The organism is Bacillus sp. sid0103, assembly GCF_019219025.1.
The window spans coordinates 1-17,193 of record NZ_JAHUWN010000051.1 but is presented as its reverse complement, the minus strand read 5'-3'; the positions used below and the strand labels follow the sequence as shown (position 1 = coordinate 17,193).

Annotated in this window: 15 protein-coding genes and 9 pseudogenes; 20 read left to right on the top strand and 4 right to left on the bottom strand. The window is 37.7% G+C overall.

The window, feature by feature from the left end; all coding sequences use genetic code 11:
• The 13 genes and pseudogenes from KW850_RS31150 to KW850_RS31095 form a co-directional block, all read left to right on the top strand.
• The coding region (locus KW850_RS31150; RefSeq protein ID WP_483862196.1) for an oxidoreductase at positions 1 to 502 on the top strand (502 nt) is incomplete at its 5' end.
• 183 nt (positions 503 to 685) lie between these two features.
• Positions 686 to 2,041, top strand: coding sequence for an MFS transporter (locus KW850_RS31145; protein WP_218351514.1), 1,356 nt, complete (start codon positions 686 to 688; stop codon positions 2,039 to 2,041).
• 105 nt (positions 2,042 to 2,146) lie between these two features.
• On the top strand, positions 2,147 to 2,701 hold the full coding sequence (locus KW850_RS31140) for a TetR/AcrR family transcriptional regulator (protein WP_218351513.1): 555 nt from the start codon (positions 2,147 to 2,149) through the stop codon (positions 2,699 to 2,701).
• 470 nt (positions 2,702 to 3,171) lie between these two features.
• A pseudogene (locus tag KW850_RS34450) lies at positions 3,172 to 3,245 on the top strand (TetR/AcrR family transcriptional regulator); the annotation flags it as partial.
• A gap of 433 nt (positions 3,246 to 3,678) precedes the next feature.
• Positions 3,679 to 3,882, top strand: coding sequence for a Rossmann-fold NAD(P)-binding domain-containing protein (locus KW850_RS33730; RefSeq protein WP_256358562.1), 204 nt, complete (start codon positions 3,679 to 3,681; stop codon positions 3,880 to 3,882).
• 215 nt (positions 3,883 to 4,097) lie between these two features.
• A pseudogene (locus tag KW850_RS31130) lies at positions 4,098 to 4,568 on the top strand (SDR family NAD(P)-dependent oxidoreductase); the annotation flags it as partial.
• Positions 4,569 to 4,606: 38 nt separating this feature from the next.
• The gene (locus KW850_RS31125; RefSeq protein WP_218351512.1) at positions 4,607 to 5,386 is read left to right on the top strand and encodes an enoyl-CoA hydratase/isomerase family protein; all 780 of its coding nucleotides are present in this window, start codon (positions 4,607 to 4,609) and stop codon (positions 5,384 to 5,386) included.
• Between the two features lie 80 nt (positions 5,387 to 5,466).
• Positions 5,467 to 5,565, top strand: a pseudogene (locus tag KW850_RS33725) (acyl-CoA dehydrogenase family protein); the annotation flags it as partial.
• A 325-nt stretch (positions 5,566 to 5,890) separates the two neighbouring features.
• Positions 5,891 to 6,154 (top strand): ArsR/SmtB family transcription factor, encoded by a 264-nt coding sequence (locus KW850_RS31115; protein ID WP_218351511.1) that lies wholly within the window; start codon positions 5,891 to 5,893, stop codon positions 6,152 to 6,154.
• Between the two features lie 220 nt (positions 6,155 to 6,374).
• On the top strand, positions 6,375 to 7,583 hold the full coding sequence (locus KW850_RS31110; protein ID WP_218351510.1) for an MFS transporter: 1,209 nt from the start codon (positions 6,375 to 6,377) through the stop codon (positions 7,581 to 7,583).
• A gap of 107 nt (positions 7,584 to 7,690) precedes the next feature.
• Positions 7,691 to 8,389 carry an SDR family oxidoreductase gene (locus KW850_RS31105; protein ID WP_218351509.1) on the top strand — a complete coding sequence of 233 codons (699 nt, stop codon included), beginning with the start codon at positions 7,691 to 7,693 and terminating at the stop codon, positions 8,387 to 8,389.
• A gap of 358 nt (positions 8,390 to 8,747) precedes the next feature.
• Positions 8,748 to 9,617, top strand: coding sequence for a PhzF family phenazine biosynthesis protein (locus tag KW850_RS31100; RefSeq protein WP_218351508.1), 870 nt, complete (start codon positions 8,748 to 8,750; stop codon positions 9,615 to 9,617).
• A gap of 321 nt (positions 9,618 to 9,938) precedes the next feature.
• A complete protein-coding gene (locus tag KW850_RS31095) occupies positions 9,939 to 10,916 on the top strand; it encodes an NAD(P)H-quinone oxidoreductase (RefSeq protein ID WP_218351507.1) in 978 nt (325 codons plus the stop codon).
• 410 nt (positions 10,917 to 11,326) lie between these two features.
• On the opposite strand, the pseudogene KW850_RS31090 reads toward KW850_RS31095, so the two are convergent.
• A pseudogene (locus KW850_RS31090) lies at positions 11,327 to 11,637 on the bottom strand (IS4 family transposase); the annotation flags it as partial.
• 240 nt (positions 11,638 to 11,877) lie between these two features.
• Here KW850_RS31090 and KW850_RS31085 point away from each other — a divergent pair.
• Positions 11,878 to 12,093, top strand: a pseudogene (locus KW850_RS31085) (NAD(P)-binding domain-containing protein); the annotation flags it as partial.
• Between the two features lie 3 nt (positions 12,094 to 12,096).
• On the opposite strand, the pseudogene KW850_RS31080 reads toward KW850_RS31085, so the two are convergent.
• Positions 12,097 to 12,219: pseudogene (locus KW850_RS31080) on the bottom strand (NAD(P)-binding domain-containing protein); the annotation flags it as partial.
• On the opposite strand from KW850_RS31080, the pseudogene KW850_RS31075 reads away from it, so the two are divergent.
• A pseudogene (locus KW850_RS31075) lies at positions 12,220 to 12,399 on the top strand (glucose-6-phosphate isomerase); the annotation flags it as partial.
• 259 nt (positions 12,400 to 12,658) lie between these two features.
• Here the strand turns inward: KW850_RS31075 and KW850_RS31070 are convergent.
• Positions 12,659 to 13,153 (bottom strand): hypothetical protein, encoded by a 495-nt coding sequence (locus KW850_RS31070; protein ID WP_218351505.1) that lies wholly within the window; start codon positions 13,151 to 13,153, stop codon positions 12,659 to 12,661.
• 223 nt (positions 13,154 to 13,376) lie between these two features.
• Between KW850_RS31070 and KW850_RS31065 the strand changes: the two genes are divergently transcribed.
• The 3 genes and pseudogenes from KW850_RS31065 (at position 13,377) to KW850_RS31055 (ending at position 15,171) form a co-directional block, all read left to right on the top strand.
• Positions 13,377 to 13,778, top strand: coding sequence for a diadenylate cyclase (locus tag KW850_RS31065; protein ID WP_256358561.1), 402 nt, complete (start codon positions 13,377 to 13,379; stop codon positions 13,776 to 13,778).
• Between the two features lie 229 nt (positions 13,779 to 14,007).
• Positions 14,008 to 14,616 (top strand): annotated as a pseudogene (wrbA, locus tag KW850_RS31060) (NAD(P)H:quinone oxidoreductase).
• A 128-nt stretch (positions 14,617 to 14,744) separates the two neighbouring features.
• Positions 14,745 to 15,171: pseudogene (locus KW850_RS31055) on the top strand (organic hydroperoxide resistance protein).
• Positions 15,172 to 15,422: 251 nt separating this feature from the next.
• Here the strand turns inward: KW850_RS31055 and KW850_RS34445 are convergent.
• Entirely contained in the window at positions 15,423 to 15,650 is a 228-nt protein-coding gene (locus KW850_RS34445) for a TetR family transcriptional regulator C-terminal domain-containing protein (protein ID WP_374226404.1), read from the bottom strand.
• Here KW850_RS34445 and KW850_RS31050 point away from each other — a divergent pair, their 5' ends adjacent.
• Both KW850_RS31050 and KW850_RS31045 read left to right on the top strand, forming a co-directional pair.
• On the top strand, positions 15,651 to 16,091 hold the full coding sequence (locus tag KW850_RS31050; RefSeq protein ID WP_218351504.1) for a PaaI family thioesterase: 441 nt from the start codon (positions 15,651 to 15,653) through the stop codon (positions 16,089 to 16,091).
• A 536-nt stretch (positions 16,092 to 16,627) separates the two neighbouring features.
• Positions 16,628 to 17,193, top strand: a 566-nt coding sequence (locus tag KW850_RS31045; RefSeq protein WP_218351503.1) for an MFS transporter, incomplete at its 3' end; no start/stop codon positions are given.

Genomic DNA, 17,193 nt, shown 5'->3' with positions numbered 1-17,193 from the left:
CCAATTTAATTCAGATATAACCAATCATCGGACAGACGAATATGGTGGTGACCTTGCTCAAAGATTAACCTTCATGAAAGAAGTAATTAAAGCAGTTGTCGACACAATCGGTACAGAACGAACAATGATCCGATTCTCTGCTCATAAAGCAGATATACCAAATTACATGTGGGAAGATCCAGAAATGGCTATTCGTACATTTGTTGAGGCATTTAAGGAAGCGGGTGCAACCATGATTCACCCATCGATTATGCAATTTGATCGTGTGCTTGCAAATGGAAAAACGATGCATCAATTAGTCCGAAAATACTGGGATGGTGTGATTATTGGGGTAGGTACATTAAATCCAGAAATGGCGAATCAGGCGATTGAAGAAGGAATAATTGATGTCGCTGCTTTCGGACGTCCATTCATTTCTAATCCTGATTTTCTTCATCGTTTAAAAAATGGGAAAGAATTGGAAGAATACGATGCTAAGAAGCATCTTAATACATTAATTTAAAGCTCTAGAATAGAAAAAAGCTTAAGTTTTACTTTTCCCACATATTAAAGGACATTTGGGCCATACCGGTGGCACTTACGCGTAGCGAGACTTTATAAGGAAATCGAAGGTAATTGTAGAAATTAACGGGATTAGACCCAATCTATCAATGGATGGGTTTAGCCTCGGTTAGGAGCTATCAACATGAATGACAAAATCGTTATGCCAGTATGGACGTTCGGACTGTTCATCGTCATGATGAACACAACGATGTTTAACGTCTCCATTCCGAGCATCATTAGGGATATCGGGGTTTCGGCGGCTCTTGGATCGTGGATTGTTTCAAGTTACTCGATAGGATATGCATTATCAACGGTGATTTACAGCAGACTCTCCGACGTACTGCCGATTCGAAGATTGCTGTTGGTTGGACTCATGATAATGGGGCTTTCTTCAGTCTTCGGTATCTTCGCGACGAATTTTCAAGCTCTGCTTATAGCTCGGATTGCGCAGTCCGCCGGCGCCGGCGTAATGCCGGGACTTGGCCTCGTTTTAGCCAGCCGGTATATTCCTTATGAAAGGCGAGGCAGAGCCATTTCTATGATTTCGGCGGGAACTGCAATGGCATTTGGACTCGGGCCAATTGTCGGGGGGATGATCAGCGAGTACATCGGCTGGAAATGGTTATTTGCCGTCTCTTGCCTTGTACTTGCTCTTCTCCCGATTCTGGTGCGCCTGCTCCCCAAAGAGGAGCCAAAGCCTTTCCGGTTTGACATAACCGGCGCTTTTCTGACTGTCGTCCATGCGGTGACTCTTCTGATCGCCGTAACGCAACGATCAGCCGTCTGGCTGGCAGCCGGATTGTTATCGATTGCTGCCCATATCTGGCACCTTAAATGCACGAAAGAATCGTTTATCAACCCGGAACTCTTAGCAAAGCCAATGTACCGGAAATTGCTTGTTGTCGGTTTCTTCCTTATGGTGCTGAATATCGGTAACTTGTTTTTAATGCCACTGGCACTTGCTAATCTATTTGGCAAATCTCCGTTGGCTATCGGCTTTACTATCGGACCAGGCGCCGTTTTATCAGCCTTTCTCACGTTCTTCATCGGACGCTGGATCGACCAGTACGGCAGTGTGCGGTTTCTAATTCTCGGGCATGGGATTTTAGCTCTCGTTTTGATTGCCTTTTGTGCGGACCTAGGCACATCATCGACTGTCATATTGTTCGGGTACCTATTCTTCTCGCCCGCGACCTCTGTAACGTTAGCTTCGTTAAATTACGAAACGTCACGTATTTTGCCGACCAATTTGATCGGCTCAGGCATGGGACTCATGCAGCTCATCCAGTTTTTCGGCGGTTCGTTTTCCGTTGCGGTTTGCGGTATATTACTCGAATTTCAACAAAAGAATTCGCTGGTCCGTGCCTATGAAAATGTGTACGGCGCTTTAATTGCGGTATGTATTTTCTCGTTATTCATGATACTCTGGTACATGCTATCCGTCCGTCGGTCCGAGTCTTCGAGGGGTAACATTACGGAAAAAGCGCGGGCGAGATAGCGAAATAAATGAACAATTGAGGAAAAATAGATTTGGTAAATAAAAAGTGGCCAGTAACATTATGGAGGTATTGACACTTACCTATTAGTAAGTTAGAATTGCACTATGGAAAATCGAAAAGTACAAATAATAGATTTAGCAATGCAGTTGATTCAACAAAAAGGGTATGTAGCGTTTAGCTACGATGACATCTCCAAACAACTGGGTGTCACAAAGGCAAGCATTCACTATCATTTTGAGAAAAAGGAGGATCTAGGAGCGGCGATTACCGATAAGATCATGCAACGATTGGATAGGTTTTCGAATAGTAATGCCTCTATATCGCCAAAAGAGAAGCTAAAGAATTTTTTTACGGACAGAATGGAACGCTTTAGATGTTATGACATTTGCCCAATCTCGTCCTTACAAACAGATTTTGAATCTTTGCCTGAGGCAATGCAGAAAAAGGTAAAGGAAATAAGCGAAAAGGAACTACTAATTATTACGAATATACTCCGGGAAATACAGGAGCAAGGTGAACTTCAGTCTTCAGTCGATGTTGATTCTCTTGCCCTAATGATTTTGGCTGCTGGTAAAGGGGTTCTTCAATACCAACGTGTGCTTGGTAAGGACTTTTTCGCCGATTTTATGAAACAAGTAAGCAATCTTACTGTTAAATAGCAGATTACATTCCAACAACCTTCCACTCCAAAGTAAAGGGTGTTGGTATAAAATTGTAGACTATACTGATCACTTTTCCCGGATTTCATGAACGGGTAAGCCAACTTATCATGGATAAACCGACATTAAAAACTTACGTTTATTGACAATTCAATTTGAATTTTTTTGAAGGAACATAAAAAAATAACTTTATATGTTCCTTTGTTTATTACATATTATTTGTGTTTGCAGCTCAGATTCACTTCATAATTACTAATATTTCTTGTAAATTTCCGAAGTGAATAAATAAAATGACATGATAAAAAAGGAATTAATTTATCGGCTCATCATTAAGATCAAGGAGTTCGTCTTCTAAGATTGAGCTAACTCGTAATTTTGAAGCATTTTCAAATGAAATTGTTTTTATGGGAAAAAGAATTTCCTCCCATGAAAAAGCCTTTAGAATAGATCTCGATGCATGTCATTTGAACGGCGTGACAAAAGGGACTTTTATTATTATTTTGGCTCCAAAGAACAATTGCTCATGGACATTCACTACCAGTATTTTCGTATTTAACAAATTTTAATTTGGAAAATTTAATAGACCTATAAATTTATAAAATTATTAAAAATATTATGATATGTAAGCGCAAACATACTAAACGGTTAGTATCTAAAGATAGTAGGTTACAACTCAGATGATGATTTATCCACTTCTTCTCAAAACGATGCTGTACCGTGCCCGAACAGCTTTACTTGAGAAAGACAGAAATTCCTAAAACGAGTATTGGCAAGTTTTCCAAAAAACCATTGCCAGAATTGTACGAAGCTGGCAAACTGACCGAAGCCCATCAGGTCGGTCGGCGAGAGATATTTAGGTAAATTTGGTATTTGTATAAATATATATTTATATAAATATTGCGGACGATCAATATCAATCAGCATGGTGTGTTTAATGGTCCAAGCGGCCGGGAATGCGATGACGGAGTCTGAAGGGGGTGATTATCAACACATCGCCGATTTACTCGTTCATTGCCGATCGCGTTTGTCTCCCTTGTCACACAAGTAAAGCAGCAGTTGTTGGCATGACACGCGCTTCTACATTAGATCTGGCCCCAAACAATATTCATGATTCGATTGTCGGCGTTCATTGGGGACTGTTCCGAAAATTAATGCCGGAACAAGTGATGATTGCCCACTAGGAACTTTTGGACTTATACGAGCACGGGGCGATAAGTCCGATTATGTTCCAGGAATATCCATTCGAAGCACTGCCTGAAGCATTGAATTTATAGGCGACTCGTAAAACACGGGGGAAATTGGTTGTCCGGCCGAAACTGGTAGCTCTAATACAGAGACGGTTTAAAATATGGCAGCATGTATTCCATAATGATGGAGTTCGCAGTATACGAAAAACCTGGAAATATCCGAACAAGAATGCAATGATGTTCAGGCAGTCAATCTAAAAAGCGTATTCTTAGTATCAAAAGCGCTTCGAAGTGTCATTGTCCAAGGAGCGAAACACGAAGAGCATAACGGGCAATCGTCAATGTAGCCTCACTGTCAGGGCATCAAGCCGGAGCCGAAATTCCTCATTATAGTGCTGCCATAGCCGCTGTAATCAATTTTACCAGAGCACTTGCACTGGAATTGGCGCCTTTGGAGAATCCGCGTGAATTCGGTTTCCCCCGGTTTTATTGAAACCGCTTTAACAGCCAATGGTTTGCAAAATGAGCGGTTTGTCCGCGCCATTGAAAACAACACTGCGTTAAAAAGGGTAGCCCAGCCCGAAGAAATTGCTAATGTGATTGCCTTTGCAGCATCCCACGAAGCCTCCTATATGACAGGTTCCGATTTGCTTATTGATGGAGGCTGGCTGATTAAATAATGCTAGTTAAATTTTAAAAAAAAGAAAGGAAGATTTTTATGACACAAGAACATTTAGTTGTAGAAAAATTAGGTCCAGTTTTATCGTTAACCTTAAATCGGCCACAGAGTTTAAATGCTTTCAGCCCGGATATGATTTTGGGATTAAAAGATGCCCTGAAGAATGCCCAAACCGATGAGGACGTGCAGGTCATTGTGTTATCCGGTGCCGGCCGCTCGTTTTGCGCCGGTGGCGATGTAAAATCGATGGGCGCAGGAGGCGGCATTCACGTCTATGACCATATTGGAAAGGTGAATGAGTTGATTATTTTGATGAAAGAGACGGAAAAGCCGATTATTGCTTCCGTTCATGGTTATGCTGCCGGAGCTGGTTTCAATTTGGCACTGGCCTGTGATTTGATTGTAGCGGCAGATGACAGTAAATTCGCGCTCAGCTTTTCGCAGGTTGGCTTAATCTCCGATGGAGGTGGATCTTATTTTCTGCCAAGATTAGTCGGTCCGCACTTGGCCAAACAATTCTTCTTTACTGCCGAACCCATTCCGGCAGAGCGTCTTAATCAATTGGGTGTTATCAATTATTTGCATCCATTGGAAAGACTTCAGGAAGAAACTACTAAACTGGCATTAAAATTGGCGTACGGCCCTGGTAAATCTTATGGAAAACAAAAGAAATTAATCGACCAGGCATTGACTGCCTCGTTAGCTGAAATCCTGGAACAGGAACGGCTGATTCAAACTTTAATGGTGCAAACCGAAGACCACCAGGAAGGCATTGCCGCATTTATAGAGAAGCGGAAGCCTGAATTTAAAGGAAAGTAAATGGTAACAGTTGCTGAAACATCTAGTTCATTTACATCAAGTTTCTAGTATTCTCATGTTTATGGGAATCGAAACAGCATGCGTCGTTTGCCAAACTATACGGTACGAAGATGGGGAATCGAGTCGTAGACCGTGTCCTGCAAATTCACGGCGGAATAGTATATACCAAAGAATTGCCGAGTCGCTCGTTAGAGGCTGGCGCAAATGTTCTGGAGCCGATGCATCATTAATCATAGGCCCCTTACTCAGGTTTGTGAAATAAAGAATATTAATAAAGCCTGTATCAATGATTACTTGGTAATCTAAGATACAGGCTTTATGTTTTGGTGACTATTTGTATATTTAACCTAATGTGCGTTTTTTATTTAAGTGAAAACTCTAAAATGAAGAAAACAGCCCTTGAATTAAAAAGTGGAAAAGAACTCTCTTGACAGAGCATCTCTGATTAAATATAATATTTCTAGAAATACTGAAATAAGGGTTGCTGAAAGGAGGTTTTTAGCGGTGAATGATGATATTGCAGTAAAAGTCTATAAGGCACTAGGTGAATCGACTCGTTTACAAATCGTAAAATTACTTACTCAACAATCAGAGTTAGCTTGCCTGGAAATGGCAAATCAATTAAAAATCCCTAACAATTCAACATTGACGCATCATTTAAAACCATTACTCGATTGCGGATTATTAGCAGTTCGCAGAGAGGGAACCTTCAGATATTACAGTTTACAACGAGAAGTCCTTGCACAATACGCTCCCGCTTTACTTTAATGTTAAAGCGGAATAATTTTAATTTAAATTTCAGTATTTATAAAAATACTGAATAACTGAAATGAGCGAAGAAAATGTAAGGGTCAAATTAGCAAAGAAACAAATTCTTGAGGAAATAAAAAAATAGTTTAATAGGTTCTTTCATTTTGTAAATTATTACAGTGTTTATATAAATATAGAAATATAGAAATTAATAATGATATTGAGGAGGAATTTTCACTTGTCAAATACAGCAAAGATTTATATTTTAGCCCTGATAAGTTTTTTAGTCGGTACTTCACAACCCATCATCTCAGGTATTTTGGATAAAATGGCAGAGGCTCTAGGAGTGTCAATTGGAGCGGCTGGTCAATTAATTACAGTCTTTTCATTAGCCTATGCCATCGGTACACCTATATTACTGGTATTAACGGCTAAAATGGAAAGACGAAAATTACTGATCTATGCGTTATTTGTTTTTATTGTAGGAAATTTACTTTCAGTGATTGTTCCAGGGTATGGATTATTTATAATTGCTCGCATTATTATGGCTTTAAGTACAGGTGTAGCAGTCGTTACAATTTTAAATATCGCTGCAAAGATTGCACCTGCTAATAAAAAGGCCAGTTCAATTGCAACAGTTGTCATGGGATTTACCGCATCATTAATCATTGGCGTTCCTATTGGACGTTTTATTACATCCACGTATAGCTGGAAATTTGTATTTATCGGTACCGCAATATTAGTTTTACTTGTCATTTTTATTGTTTTAAATACAATACCAAAAATGAATGGTGATGCTTCAATCCCTTTAACGAGACAAATTGCTATGTTCAAAAAACCAAAAATTGCTTTAGCATTATCCATCACCTTCTTTTTAATGACAGGATACGGAATTCTTTTTACTTATTTATCTCCATTCCTTGTAAAAAATGTAGGTATGAGTGATTCTCTTGTAAGCATTACTTTACTAGTTCTTGGAGTTGCAAGCTTATTTGGTTCTAAACTAGGTGGATTAAGTGCAGATAAGAGAGGCGTCATTTTTACATTAAAAATAGGGTTACTTGTAAACGTAACATCTTTAGTCGTGCTTTCATTCATATCACATTCAATTATTGCTGTATTTGTTATATTGACAGTCTGGTCATTTGCAGGCTGGTCATCAGGTGCAACTCAGCAATATAATTTAGCAACGCTATCATCTGAATCCTCAGATGTGTTGCTAGGTCTGAACCAATCGATGATGCAATTTGGCTTTGCGGCTGGTGCAGGTTTTGGTGGAATCATTGTGGGGCAAATATCATTGTCTTCCATTACATGGTTCAGTGCGTTAAGTATTGTGTTTGCAAGTATTGCAACATTTGGATTATCTCGTTTCTTAAATAATAAAAAGGTAGTCAACCAAGATTTTGCGCCACAAAAGCAATCTTGGCCAAATTGGGAATCTTAAATTGTGATCTTTGTATTTTTGTTTACACATCAACTTGTTCGATAGAACAGAAATTGTTTGTCCTAATGTTTAAAGTGGTTCTAACATCTGAAAGGAGAATGTTTATTATGGATATTTCACAACAAACCGCGCTCGTTACTGGCGCAAATCGAGGACTTGGTCGACAACTCGCTCTTGAACTCATCTCTCGAGGTGCTACTGTTTATGCGGGGGCACGCAACCCTGATAGTATCCAACTACCGGGAGCAAAACCATTGCAAATCGATATCACCGATTCTAACTCTGTGGCAGCGGCGGCAGAGGTAGCGGGAGACGTGACTCTGCTGATAAACAATGCTGGGGTGTCGACAGGCGCCTCCCTTATCAATGGTAGTTTGGAGGACATCCACACCGAATTTAATACGCACTTTTTCGGAACTCTTTCAATGGTTCGAGCATTCGCACCGAAGATCGCCTCGAACGGGGGCGGTACTATTCTAAACATTCTTTCGGTGTTGTCCTGGTTCAGTAGTGTGAATTCAGGAGCATATTCTGCTGCCAAGGCAGCCGAGTGGGCTCTCACCAACGCAATACGTTTAGAACTGGCTGACCAGAAGGTACGCGTAGCTGGACTTCATGTCGGGTACATGGAGACAGACATGACTGCTAACATCACCGCTCCTAAGTTGAATGCTGCTGACGTAGCAAAGATGGCTATCGACGGAATCCAGGCTGATAGCTATGAAATTCTTGCCGACGAGTTAAGCCGAAAGGTTCAGAAAGGTCTGGCTGGTGGAGTCACGGCTCTATACCCACGGTTCGTATGAGCAATACAATGGAGCTGTACCCACAATGGACATCTCCACTTGTATCGTTGAAAAATACTTTTAAAAGTAAAATTTATTAGTTTGATGGTCGGCTTTCCCTTTTAATATTAAACTAATGTTTTGGGGGACTTAAGGAATACACTTTTGAATCGAAATATTTTAAAAGGGTGAAATCCAAAAAAGGAATTAGGCTAAATATACCTTTATTCTCTAATCATAGGTGATCCCTCCAAGTTCTACAGCAAGAATTGTGCTCTTTCTGATGTTTTGGACTATTTATTGAATATCAACAGGAATTTTTGAGAGGAAAAATGGTGTTATAATAAAGCTTAAAGCTAATTAAGGTGGGATTAGAAAATTGAGTTATGAAGTCGTGAATACAACCGTGTTTCCTTTGGAAAACGGTGGAGGTAACCCGTGTCCTGTTGTTTTGAATGCAGATGGTTTAACAACAGATACAATCCAAAAGATGACAAAGGAATTTGGTCATGAATCAGCCTTTGTTTTGAAATCAACTCGTTCTGATTGCGATTTGAAGATTCGTTTCTTTGTTCCATTACATGAGATGGAGATGTGTATCCATGCGACTATTGGAACAATTACAGTTCTCGTTAAACGAGGTATAATAAAGCATTCACCGACTATAGTGGAGACAATGTTAGGACCTATTAAAGTTGAATGGGAAGTAAATGGATCGAATTTAGATGTTAATGTGGAACAATTCTCTCCACAATTTATGGATGTAAACCCAACAGTAGATGAAATATGTAGAGCATTAAACATAGGAATAAATGACATAAATGATTTTCCTATTCAATCTGTCTCTACGTCTCGTTATAAATTGGTTATTCCATTAAAAAGCGTCGATACGCTTAATAAACTTGAACCTAATTTTGAATACTTATGGAGATTATGTGATGAGTTTAACACTACTGGATTTTATCCTTTTGCCATTGAACAGAAAAGTAAGCAGTGTGTCCAGGCACGTCAATTCCCCAAAAGAGCTGGATATGACGAAGATCCAGCAACTGGTGTAGCTGCATCTGCATTAGGTGCATATTTAACCGAGCACAAAGTATTCTACCCTTTAAAGGATGCTTGGAACAGTTATAAGATTATTCAAGGGGTCGCAATGGGACGGCCAAGCATTATTACATCCGAAATGTTTATCAAAGAAAATAAAATTCTCAGAACCAGAATTAAAGGAAATGCTTTAGAAAAACTCTAAGTGTTCTAATGTGCTAGACTTCATAATTCATTTATAATGTTAAAGGTCTTCAACAATCGGCTTACGTATACAGCCGGGCTACTTTAGCCGGCTGAATGGTTTAATGCTTTTATTTAAAGATGTACAAGATAAAAGAATGGATTTTTTAAAGTAAATTAATGAATGATGGACTAATAATGCATTAATAACTTTATATTTACCTTTGTTTATTACATATTACTTGTGATTGCAGCTCAAATTAACTTCATGTTGGACTAATATTTCTGGTAAAGTTTAGAAGTGAATCAATGAAATAAAATGATAAAAAAGGTGGTCATCAGTTTGAAAGCTGTTTTTGTGGATAAAAGAAATCAGGACTTGTATATAGGAGATGTCCATGATCCTATCCCAACAGAAGGGGAGTTGCTTGTAAAAGTCAAAGCATCTGCTGTTAACCGTGCCGATCTGTTGCAGCGTAAAGGATTGTATCCCCCGCCTCCTGGCGCATCGAACATTCTTGGATTAGAGATGGCTGGTGTGATTGAAGGTGTAGGGAGCGGTGTGACCGGTTGGACAGAAGGTGACCGTGTGTATGCTTTGTTATCAGGCGGCGGATACGCAGAGAAAGTTGTCATTCCCGCAGAGATGGCGATGAAAATACCGAATGGGATGAGTTTTGAGGAAGCCGCTGCCGTTCCGGAAGCTTTTCTAACAGCCTTTTTAAACACAGTTGAATTAGGCCAATTGAAATCAGGAGAGCATGTTCTGATTCATGCTGGAGCAAGTGGTGTCGGGACAGCTGCTATCCAGATTGCAAACGAATTAGGGGCAACCAGCATTATCACCGCCGGATCTGCTGAGAAGTTAGATAGATGTTTAGCTCTTGGGGCCAATTATACTGTAAATTATAAAGAAGAGGATTTTTCTAAAAAGGTTCATGCAGTTACCAATGGAGGCGGGGTCCAACTGATTCTCGACTTTATTGGGGCCTCCTATTGGGATGCCAATATCAAATCCATTGGTATCGATGGGAGATGGATTTTGATTGGGGTACTAGGGGGGCAACAATTAGCAAATGTGAATTTGGGGGCATTTCTGCAAAAAAGGATACAATTTATCGGCTCATCATTAAGATCAAGGAGTAAGTCTTTTAAGATTGAGTTAACTCGTAAGTTTGAAGCATTTTCGAATGAAAAGTTTGCAAATGGAAAAATGTTTCCGATTATTGATCGTGTTTACAAATGGCAGGATGTAGCCGCAGCTCATCAATATATGGAGGAAAATCGGAACATTGGTAAGATTGTTCTGAAAGTTGAATAAGAACGAATTTAAGTTAATTTAACCATACATCATTAACAAACCATTGGAAGGACATACCTACTTGAATTCTAAGGAATTGAACAAGCGCTTTATTGTACTTGCATAAATAATATTAAAATCAAGTTAAAACAAGAATTAACAAAGGAACCCATATTGTAAGCGAAAAAAAATCCATGTTTAAAATGCTAAATTAAAATGGATTCAGCAGTTACCACTTGTGATGCATAAATAATATCTAAATTTTCACTCTATTTGTCTTCCCTAATTAGAGCCTAAAAGTTAAATCCCTAATTAAAGGTGGCTCTGTCAATTTGGAAATTTATTCACAATTGCGAAAATAACAATTCTGTTTTCATGGGACGGATTTTCCTTCTATCTTTCAAAGCCAAATATGCCCTGGTTTCCACAACACGGTCAAACACATACATACACTCTTTGTTGTCTACCATGATTTCCAGCTGACAACGGTTATGTTATTTGGCAGTTGCCATCACGGCTTTTTCAGGGGAGGAAATTCCTTTTTCAATAAAAACAAGCCGTTGATGCAACTTCACTCCCGACTTAGTTTTGCAGATTTCTGCCCATTTATGATTCGTCAAATTGATTGGCAATGTGCTTGATCGATAATTTTTAAAGACATCACAAGTTTCGTGTAATTCGATTTGACATGAATTTGTGACACTAAATCAAGAGAAAGCCTTTGGAATAGATCCCGATTCATATTAATGCTAAATATATAATAGACCTATGAAATTATAAAAATATTAAAAAGACTGTAAGCGTATACATACTAAACGGTCAGTATCTAAATGTCAAAAGAAGGAGCCAATTTACTAGCTGTTATGAAACAATTTGGATTTACGACTGAAAATGTGGTGCATATGGCAAGAAATCTTTTGAAGAAATCTTAAGATAGAACTCTGCAAAATAAAAATAGTTATATTCATTGGAGGGAAATAGAATGGAGGTGGGCTTAATTGGTTTAGGGAAAATGGGTTTAAATTTAGGACAAAATTTAATGGATCACCATCACGAAGTAGTAGAATTCGATGTTAATCCAAGTGCGGTAGAAGAAATAAAAAGTTACGGAGCTATAGATGTATCAAGTTATCAGGAAATTGTTCAATCATTGGATCGACCAAGAGTTCTTTGGATTATGGTTCCACACTCTGTAGTTGTTAAAGCTGACACCTAGTTCTTTTAATTCATTATAACGGCGAATTGATTCTTTATAATGGGAATTACCAGCTTCAATAACAATATCCCCTTTTTCTAGAAACGGTCGAATATCACTAATAACCGAACAACAGAACCAGCGATTGCTTTTCGTATCTTTCGAGACTATTTAGAGAAAAAATATGGAAAAGAAGAAGTTCAAAAACGTATTTATGCTACAACTGATCGTCAAAAGGGGGCATTAAAAACACTTGCTGATGAAGAAGGTTATGAAACTTTTGTCATTCCAGATGATGTTGAGGGGAGAATTTAATGTACATTAATAGCTCATAATTGAAAGCCCTTATGGTTTGAATTTTTTCTTAAAACACCATAAAAATTTCTCAATTGGGTCCCCTTTGTAAAAATTAAAGGGGTCTTTACTTTGTCTGAATGTTTATTTAGAAAGTTTTTTAGGAAGAAATAAAGAGGATTGATGAATAGGGGGAAAAGAAGTTGATTAATTTCTAGGCTTTTCCCCATACTAATGTAAATTAATTCGAATCAATAAAAAATCTTACATATACTCAAGCTGTAATTTTCATTTGTTTTGCAAATATAACATTTTCAAACCTGACATTTAATAATCTTTCTAATAATGCCTGTTTTGCTTTTAATTCTTTGATTTCCTTTTCACAAACTACATTTTCTTGTTTGAGGTTATAGATCATTGCCATTACCAATTGTTTAAAATTGGTGGATTTAGTTATTAAATAATCAATTAATTCTGTAACAGCTTGGTTTTCTTGTTTATTCTTGAGGGCAAAAATACTTTGTTGATCCGGCTCAAATATGATTATAGATTGAATTTCTTCTGTAATTCTTATTCCAAAGTAGGCTTTTTTGGTTCCATAAAGTTCATTATCCCTTATACGAATCAATTCTAAGCCAACCATAAATTCATAAGTGTGAAAGGTAGATTCATGATAATGAAAACGGTTAAATTCTATGTTTGAACTTTGATCTATGAATATTTCTTTCTCTAACTTTGTTTGGATAACTTTGGATTCTAACAAGTTCATTTTAATTACCTCACTTTATTGTGTTTTAAATAAAAAAATTGACATAAAAGTACAATGTGAACAAAAAGTAACCTAGTTACATTTTTATTATATTTAAAAGCGGCTATTAAATCAATCATTGTGATTTTTCACCAATGAAACTGTATTTAGAAGATGGTATTCAAAACCTGATTCTTTTCTCCAATCTAATTTAGAGGTACTAGGAAATGAAAATTATTGTGTTTTGGGTAGTCTTGAAGATGTTAAAGAACATTTAAATGAAATTGAAATGATTGCCGCTTCATTTTATTTAAATTGTTATTTATCATCTTTTACGGATACTTATGAAGATCTATCCACCTCTGTTCAGCAGCTTTCGAAACATAGGCATGGAGCCCTGATTGTAGTTGAACGTCGTGATTCGGTGGAGCATATTATTCAAAAAGGAACAACAATAGGAGTATTAGTAACGCCTAAATTATTGGAATCCATTTTTTACCCAGGGAACCCGTTGCATGATGGAGCGGTTTTAATACGGGGAAACGAAGTAGTTTCTGCAGCCAATGTCCTTCCTTTAACAACAATGAATATTGGTGACAACAAAGGGATTATTCACTTAGCAAAAGGCGGGTGGCATAAATGTTGACAAATTGTTTAAATTAATTTAAAAAAATTATCTCGAATTTGAGATATATTAAAGTGAGTTATTTCATTGATATTGCTTTAATTGGTCCGGGTCGATATGCTTAGACGCTTTCTTAAAAGAACAGATAAATATTGAATAATAAAAAAAAAGGAGAGAAAATAGGTGGTGTATTAAAATGGGTTTTTTATCCAAAGTATTTGGGGATTCATCAGAAAAGGAGAATCAAACAATGTCAAATGTAAAATTAGCTGTCATTTATTACAGCATGGGTTGAACAAACTACCAACTAGCAAAATGGGCTGAAGAAGGAGCAAAAGAAGCAGGTGCAGAAGTAAAAGTATTAAGTGCCTGAGCTTGCTCCACAATCAGTTATTGAAGGAAATCCGGGTTGGAAAGCTCATGTTGAAGCAACGAAGACAGTACCTGAAGTTGCATTAAGTGATTTGGAATGGGCAGATGCCATTATTTTCAATGTCCTACTAGATTTGGTAATATGCCTGCACAATTGAAGCAGTTTTTGGATACAACAGGAGGTTTATGGTTTAACGGAAAACTTGTAAACAAAGTAGTTAGTGCCATGACTTCGGCACAAAATCCTCATGGCGGTCAAGAGGCAACGATATTATCACTTTATACAACAATGTATTATTGGGGTACAATTGTAGTAGCTCCTGGTTATACAGATCCAGTCACTTTTGTAGCAGGTGGTAACCCTTATGGAACAAGTGTTACTGTTGAACAAGATGGGAAAATGATCGAAGAAGTTCAGGCAGCTGTAAAACATCAAGCTAAACGTACAGTTTCAGTTGCGGAATGGGTCAAAAAAGCGAATCAATAAAATTCTTGAAAATGCTAGTCGGAAAATTTCCGATTAGCTTTTAAAAGGTTAGTTTTGAGTAAAGGGTAATAAGCTCTTTCTTTGTGAACATTAGGGCAAGATATAATCATCAAAAAAAGAGAAAATTGATGACTACACAACCATTATTCACATCATCTGCAACTGCTGCCGGAGGAAGACAGGGCAGAGTTGAATCTTCTGATGGAAAGTTAAAACTCGATTTAGCAATGCCAGGATCCCCAAGAGCGAAAGAGTTTCACAAATGCCACGAACCCGGAACAATTGTTCGCTTGCGGTTATTCCGCTTGTTTTGATGGTGCGTTACAACACATCGCAAGGCAGGAACATGTCAAATTCGAATCACAAGTAACGGCAAATGTAGATTTCTTAAAAGATGAGGCTGATCAAGGATTCAAAATTGCCGTAACGCTGCAAGTAAAAGGGACTGGTGTGGAAAAGGAAAAATTAGAAGAACCTGTACATAAGGCCAATGAATTCTGTCCATACTCAAAAGCAACTAGAGGGAATATTGACGTTACTCTTCAGGTTGTTTAATAAATCATCGAATTAGGGGTTTGGAATTTATTTATTTGTAAGCGTAAAAGCCAATCAAGGACCAGGTTCTGGAATGTAAGCTTGTCCTACATCTAAAAAATCTATATTTTAATACTAAGAATCATCTTAAATGCCTCAGAATTCTGGGGCATTTATTTACGTTTTATCCTTAAGCCGTAGATGCACAGTAACCACTAAAGAAGTTGACTATTAGCGTACCTTTTGTTATCTGAGGCTTTATATGTTTGAGTTTAATTCCTTTCTCGAGTTTCAAATTTTGAAAGGTAGTCTTTTAAAAATCCTATCGATCGGTTTAGATAAATGGTGTCGTTATAAAGCTTTGTCATCATAAGAGATCCTTCAATGGTAGATATAATAATTGTCGTGACTGTTTCCGAATCTATTGTAGAGACTATTTCACTATTTCTTATCCCATTTCGAAAACAGACTGGTTTATATTTTTTATTGGAGGGATTTATATGAACGAGAGAATTTTAACTATGCAAAAAATAATTAATCGCGAGGTTCCACCGCCACCTATTGCCAAGTTAATTGGTGCAGAGTTGTTACAAATCGAAGAGGGTAAAGCAGTTTTTGAATTAGAGTGTAATACAGAGAAACATGCAAATCCTATGGGAACAATCCATGGAGGAATACTATGTGATCTAGCCGATATGGCAATGGGCGTGGCCTTTTCAAGTTTGTTAGAAATGAATGAATCCTTTACAACTGTTGAACTTAAAATCAATTATTTGAAACCGATTTGGAATGAAAAAATTACAGCAAAAGGTGAGGTTATAAAGAAAGGAAAGACGATTGGACTTATCAAGTGTGATGTATTTGATGAAGGTGGTTCATTAGTTGCACATGCTTTAAGTACGTGTATGGTCCTTCGTGGTGAAAAATCAGAAGGAAGATAAAAAGTGCCAAGTAGAGATTTTAGAATTAGACGGTGAATAATATATTAAAGCAGAAAAAAGTTCTAACGTCGATTTGAATAAAGCAGGTAAGTTCGGTCTCCAATGAACTGGGAAGAGGAGAGTAATTCTGTTCTTATTGGCTTGACACTTACCTACTAGTAAGTTAAAATACAGTAGTGGAAATCGCAATACACAAATTTTAGATATGGCACTAGAACTTATTCCGAAAAAAAGTTATGTTGCCATAAGTTTTGATGATTTCTCCAAACAACAGGGCGTAAAGAAGGCAAGCATTGACTATCATTTTTGAAAAAAAGAAGATTTCGGAGTTGCCGCTACCAATGAATCAGTGGCTTATACATTTCTGTCATGGATAAGAGGTACTTTGCAATATTAACGTATATTGGGAAAGGATGTATGATCCCAAGTTCTGAATCAAATAAACCGTCTTTTTAAAAATTAAAAGGCGGTTTTTCTACGAATGCAACTTACCAACTAGTAAGTAAAATAAAATTAAGAAAGTAGGAAATTCTAAAATGAAAAGGATGCTTTGGGTTTATCTAATAATGTCCTGCTGTGCAACATTTATTACACCGTTATTTCCTTTGTACAGTGAACATTATCAATTGAATAGTCTGCAAATTACGATTTTGTTTGCCGTTTATGCCGCTATCCTACTGCCGACCTTGCTTGTTGTAGGAGCCAAAGGGAGCACCTGGGGATTGAAGAGGGTGCTTCGCAGCAGTATATGGATTTCTATTGCTTCTACGTTGCTCTTTCTAGGCAGTTTTGATGTTTGGATGCTGTATGCTGCAAGAATATTGGAAGGTATTGCATATGGCTCTTTTACAGGTACTGCCGCTGCATTTTTAATAAAACAAATTTCTCCTAATAAAGTAAGTACAGCTATCAAGTTATCAGGAGCAACGATACTCATCGGCTTTGGCCTAGGTCCAGCTATTGCTGGTTTAATTTTGCAATATTTACATCTGCAGCCGCTTAGAGTACCATTCTGGTTTTTACTTGTAATGTTAATTACTTCTTTAGTAATTCTGGAAACTCTTCCTAAGCATGAGGATTCCCTCATGCAGAAACCGGCTAA

Bases quoted from the DNA above. Each gene is read 5' to 3' on its own strand.
- KW850_RS31145 (WP_218351514.1), top strand. From the start codon at position 686: ATGAATGACAAAATCGTTATGCCAGTATGGACGTTCGGACTGTTCATC.
- KW850_RS31140 (WP_218351513.1), top strand. From the start codon at position 2,147: ATGGAAAATCGAAAAGTACAAATAATAGATTTAGCAATGCAGTTGATT.
- KW850_RS31125 (WP_218351512.1), top strand. From the start codon at position 4,607: ATGACACAAGAACATTTAGTTGTAGAAAAATTAGGTCCAGTTTTATCG.
- KW850_RS31105 (WP_218351509.1), top strand. From the start codon at position 7,691: ATGGATATTTCACAACAAACCGCGCTCGTTACTGGCGCAAATCGAGGA.
- KW850_RS31070 (WP_218351505.1), bottom strand. From the start codon at position 13,153: ATGAACTTGTTAGAATCCAAAGTTATCCAAACAAAGTTAGAGAAAGAA.
- KW850_RS31050 (WP_218351504.1), top strand. From the start codon at position 15,651: ATGAACGAGAGAATTTTAACTATGCAAAAAATAATTAATCGCGAGGTT.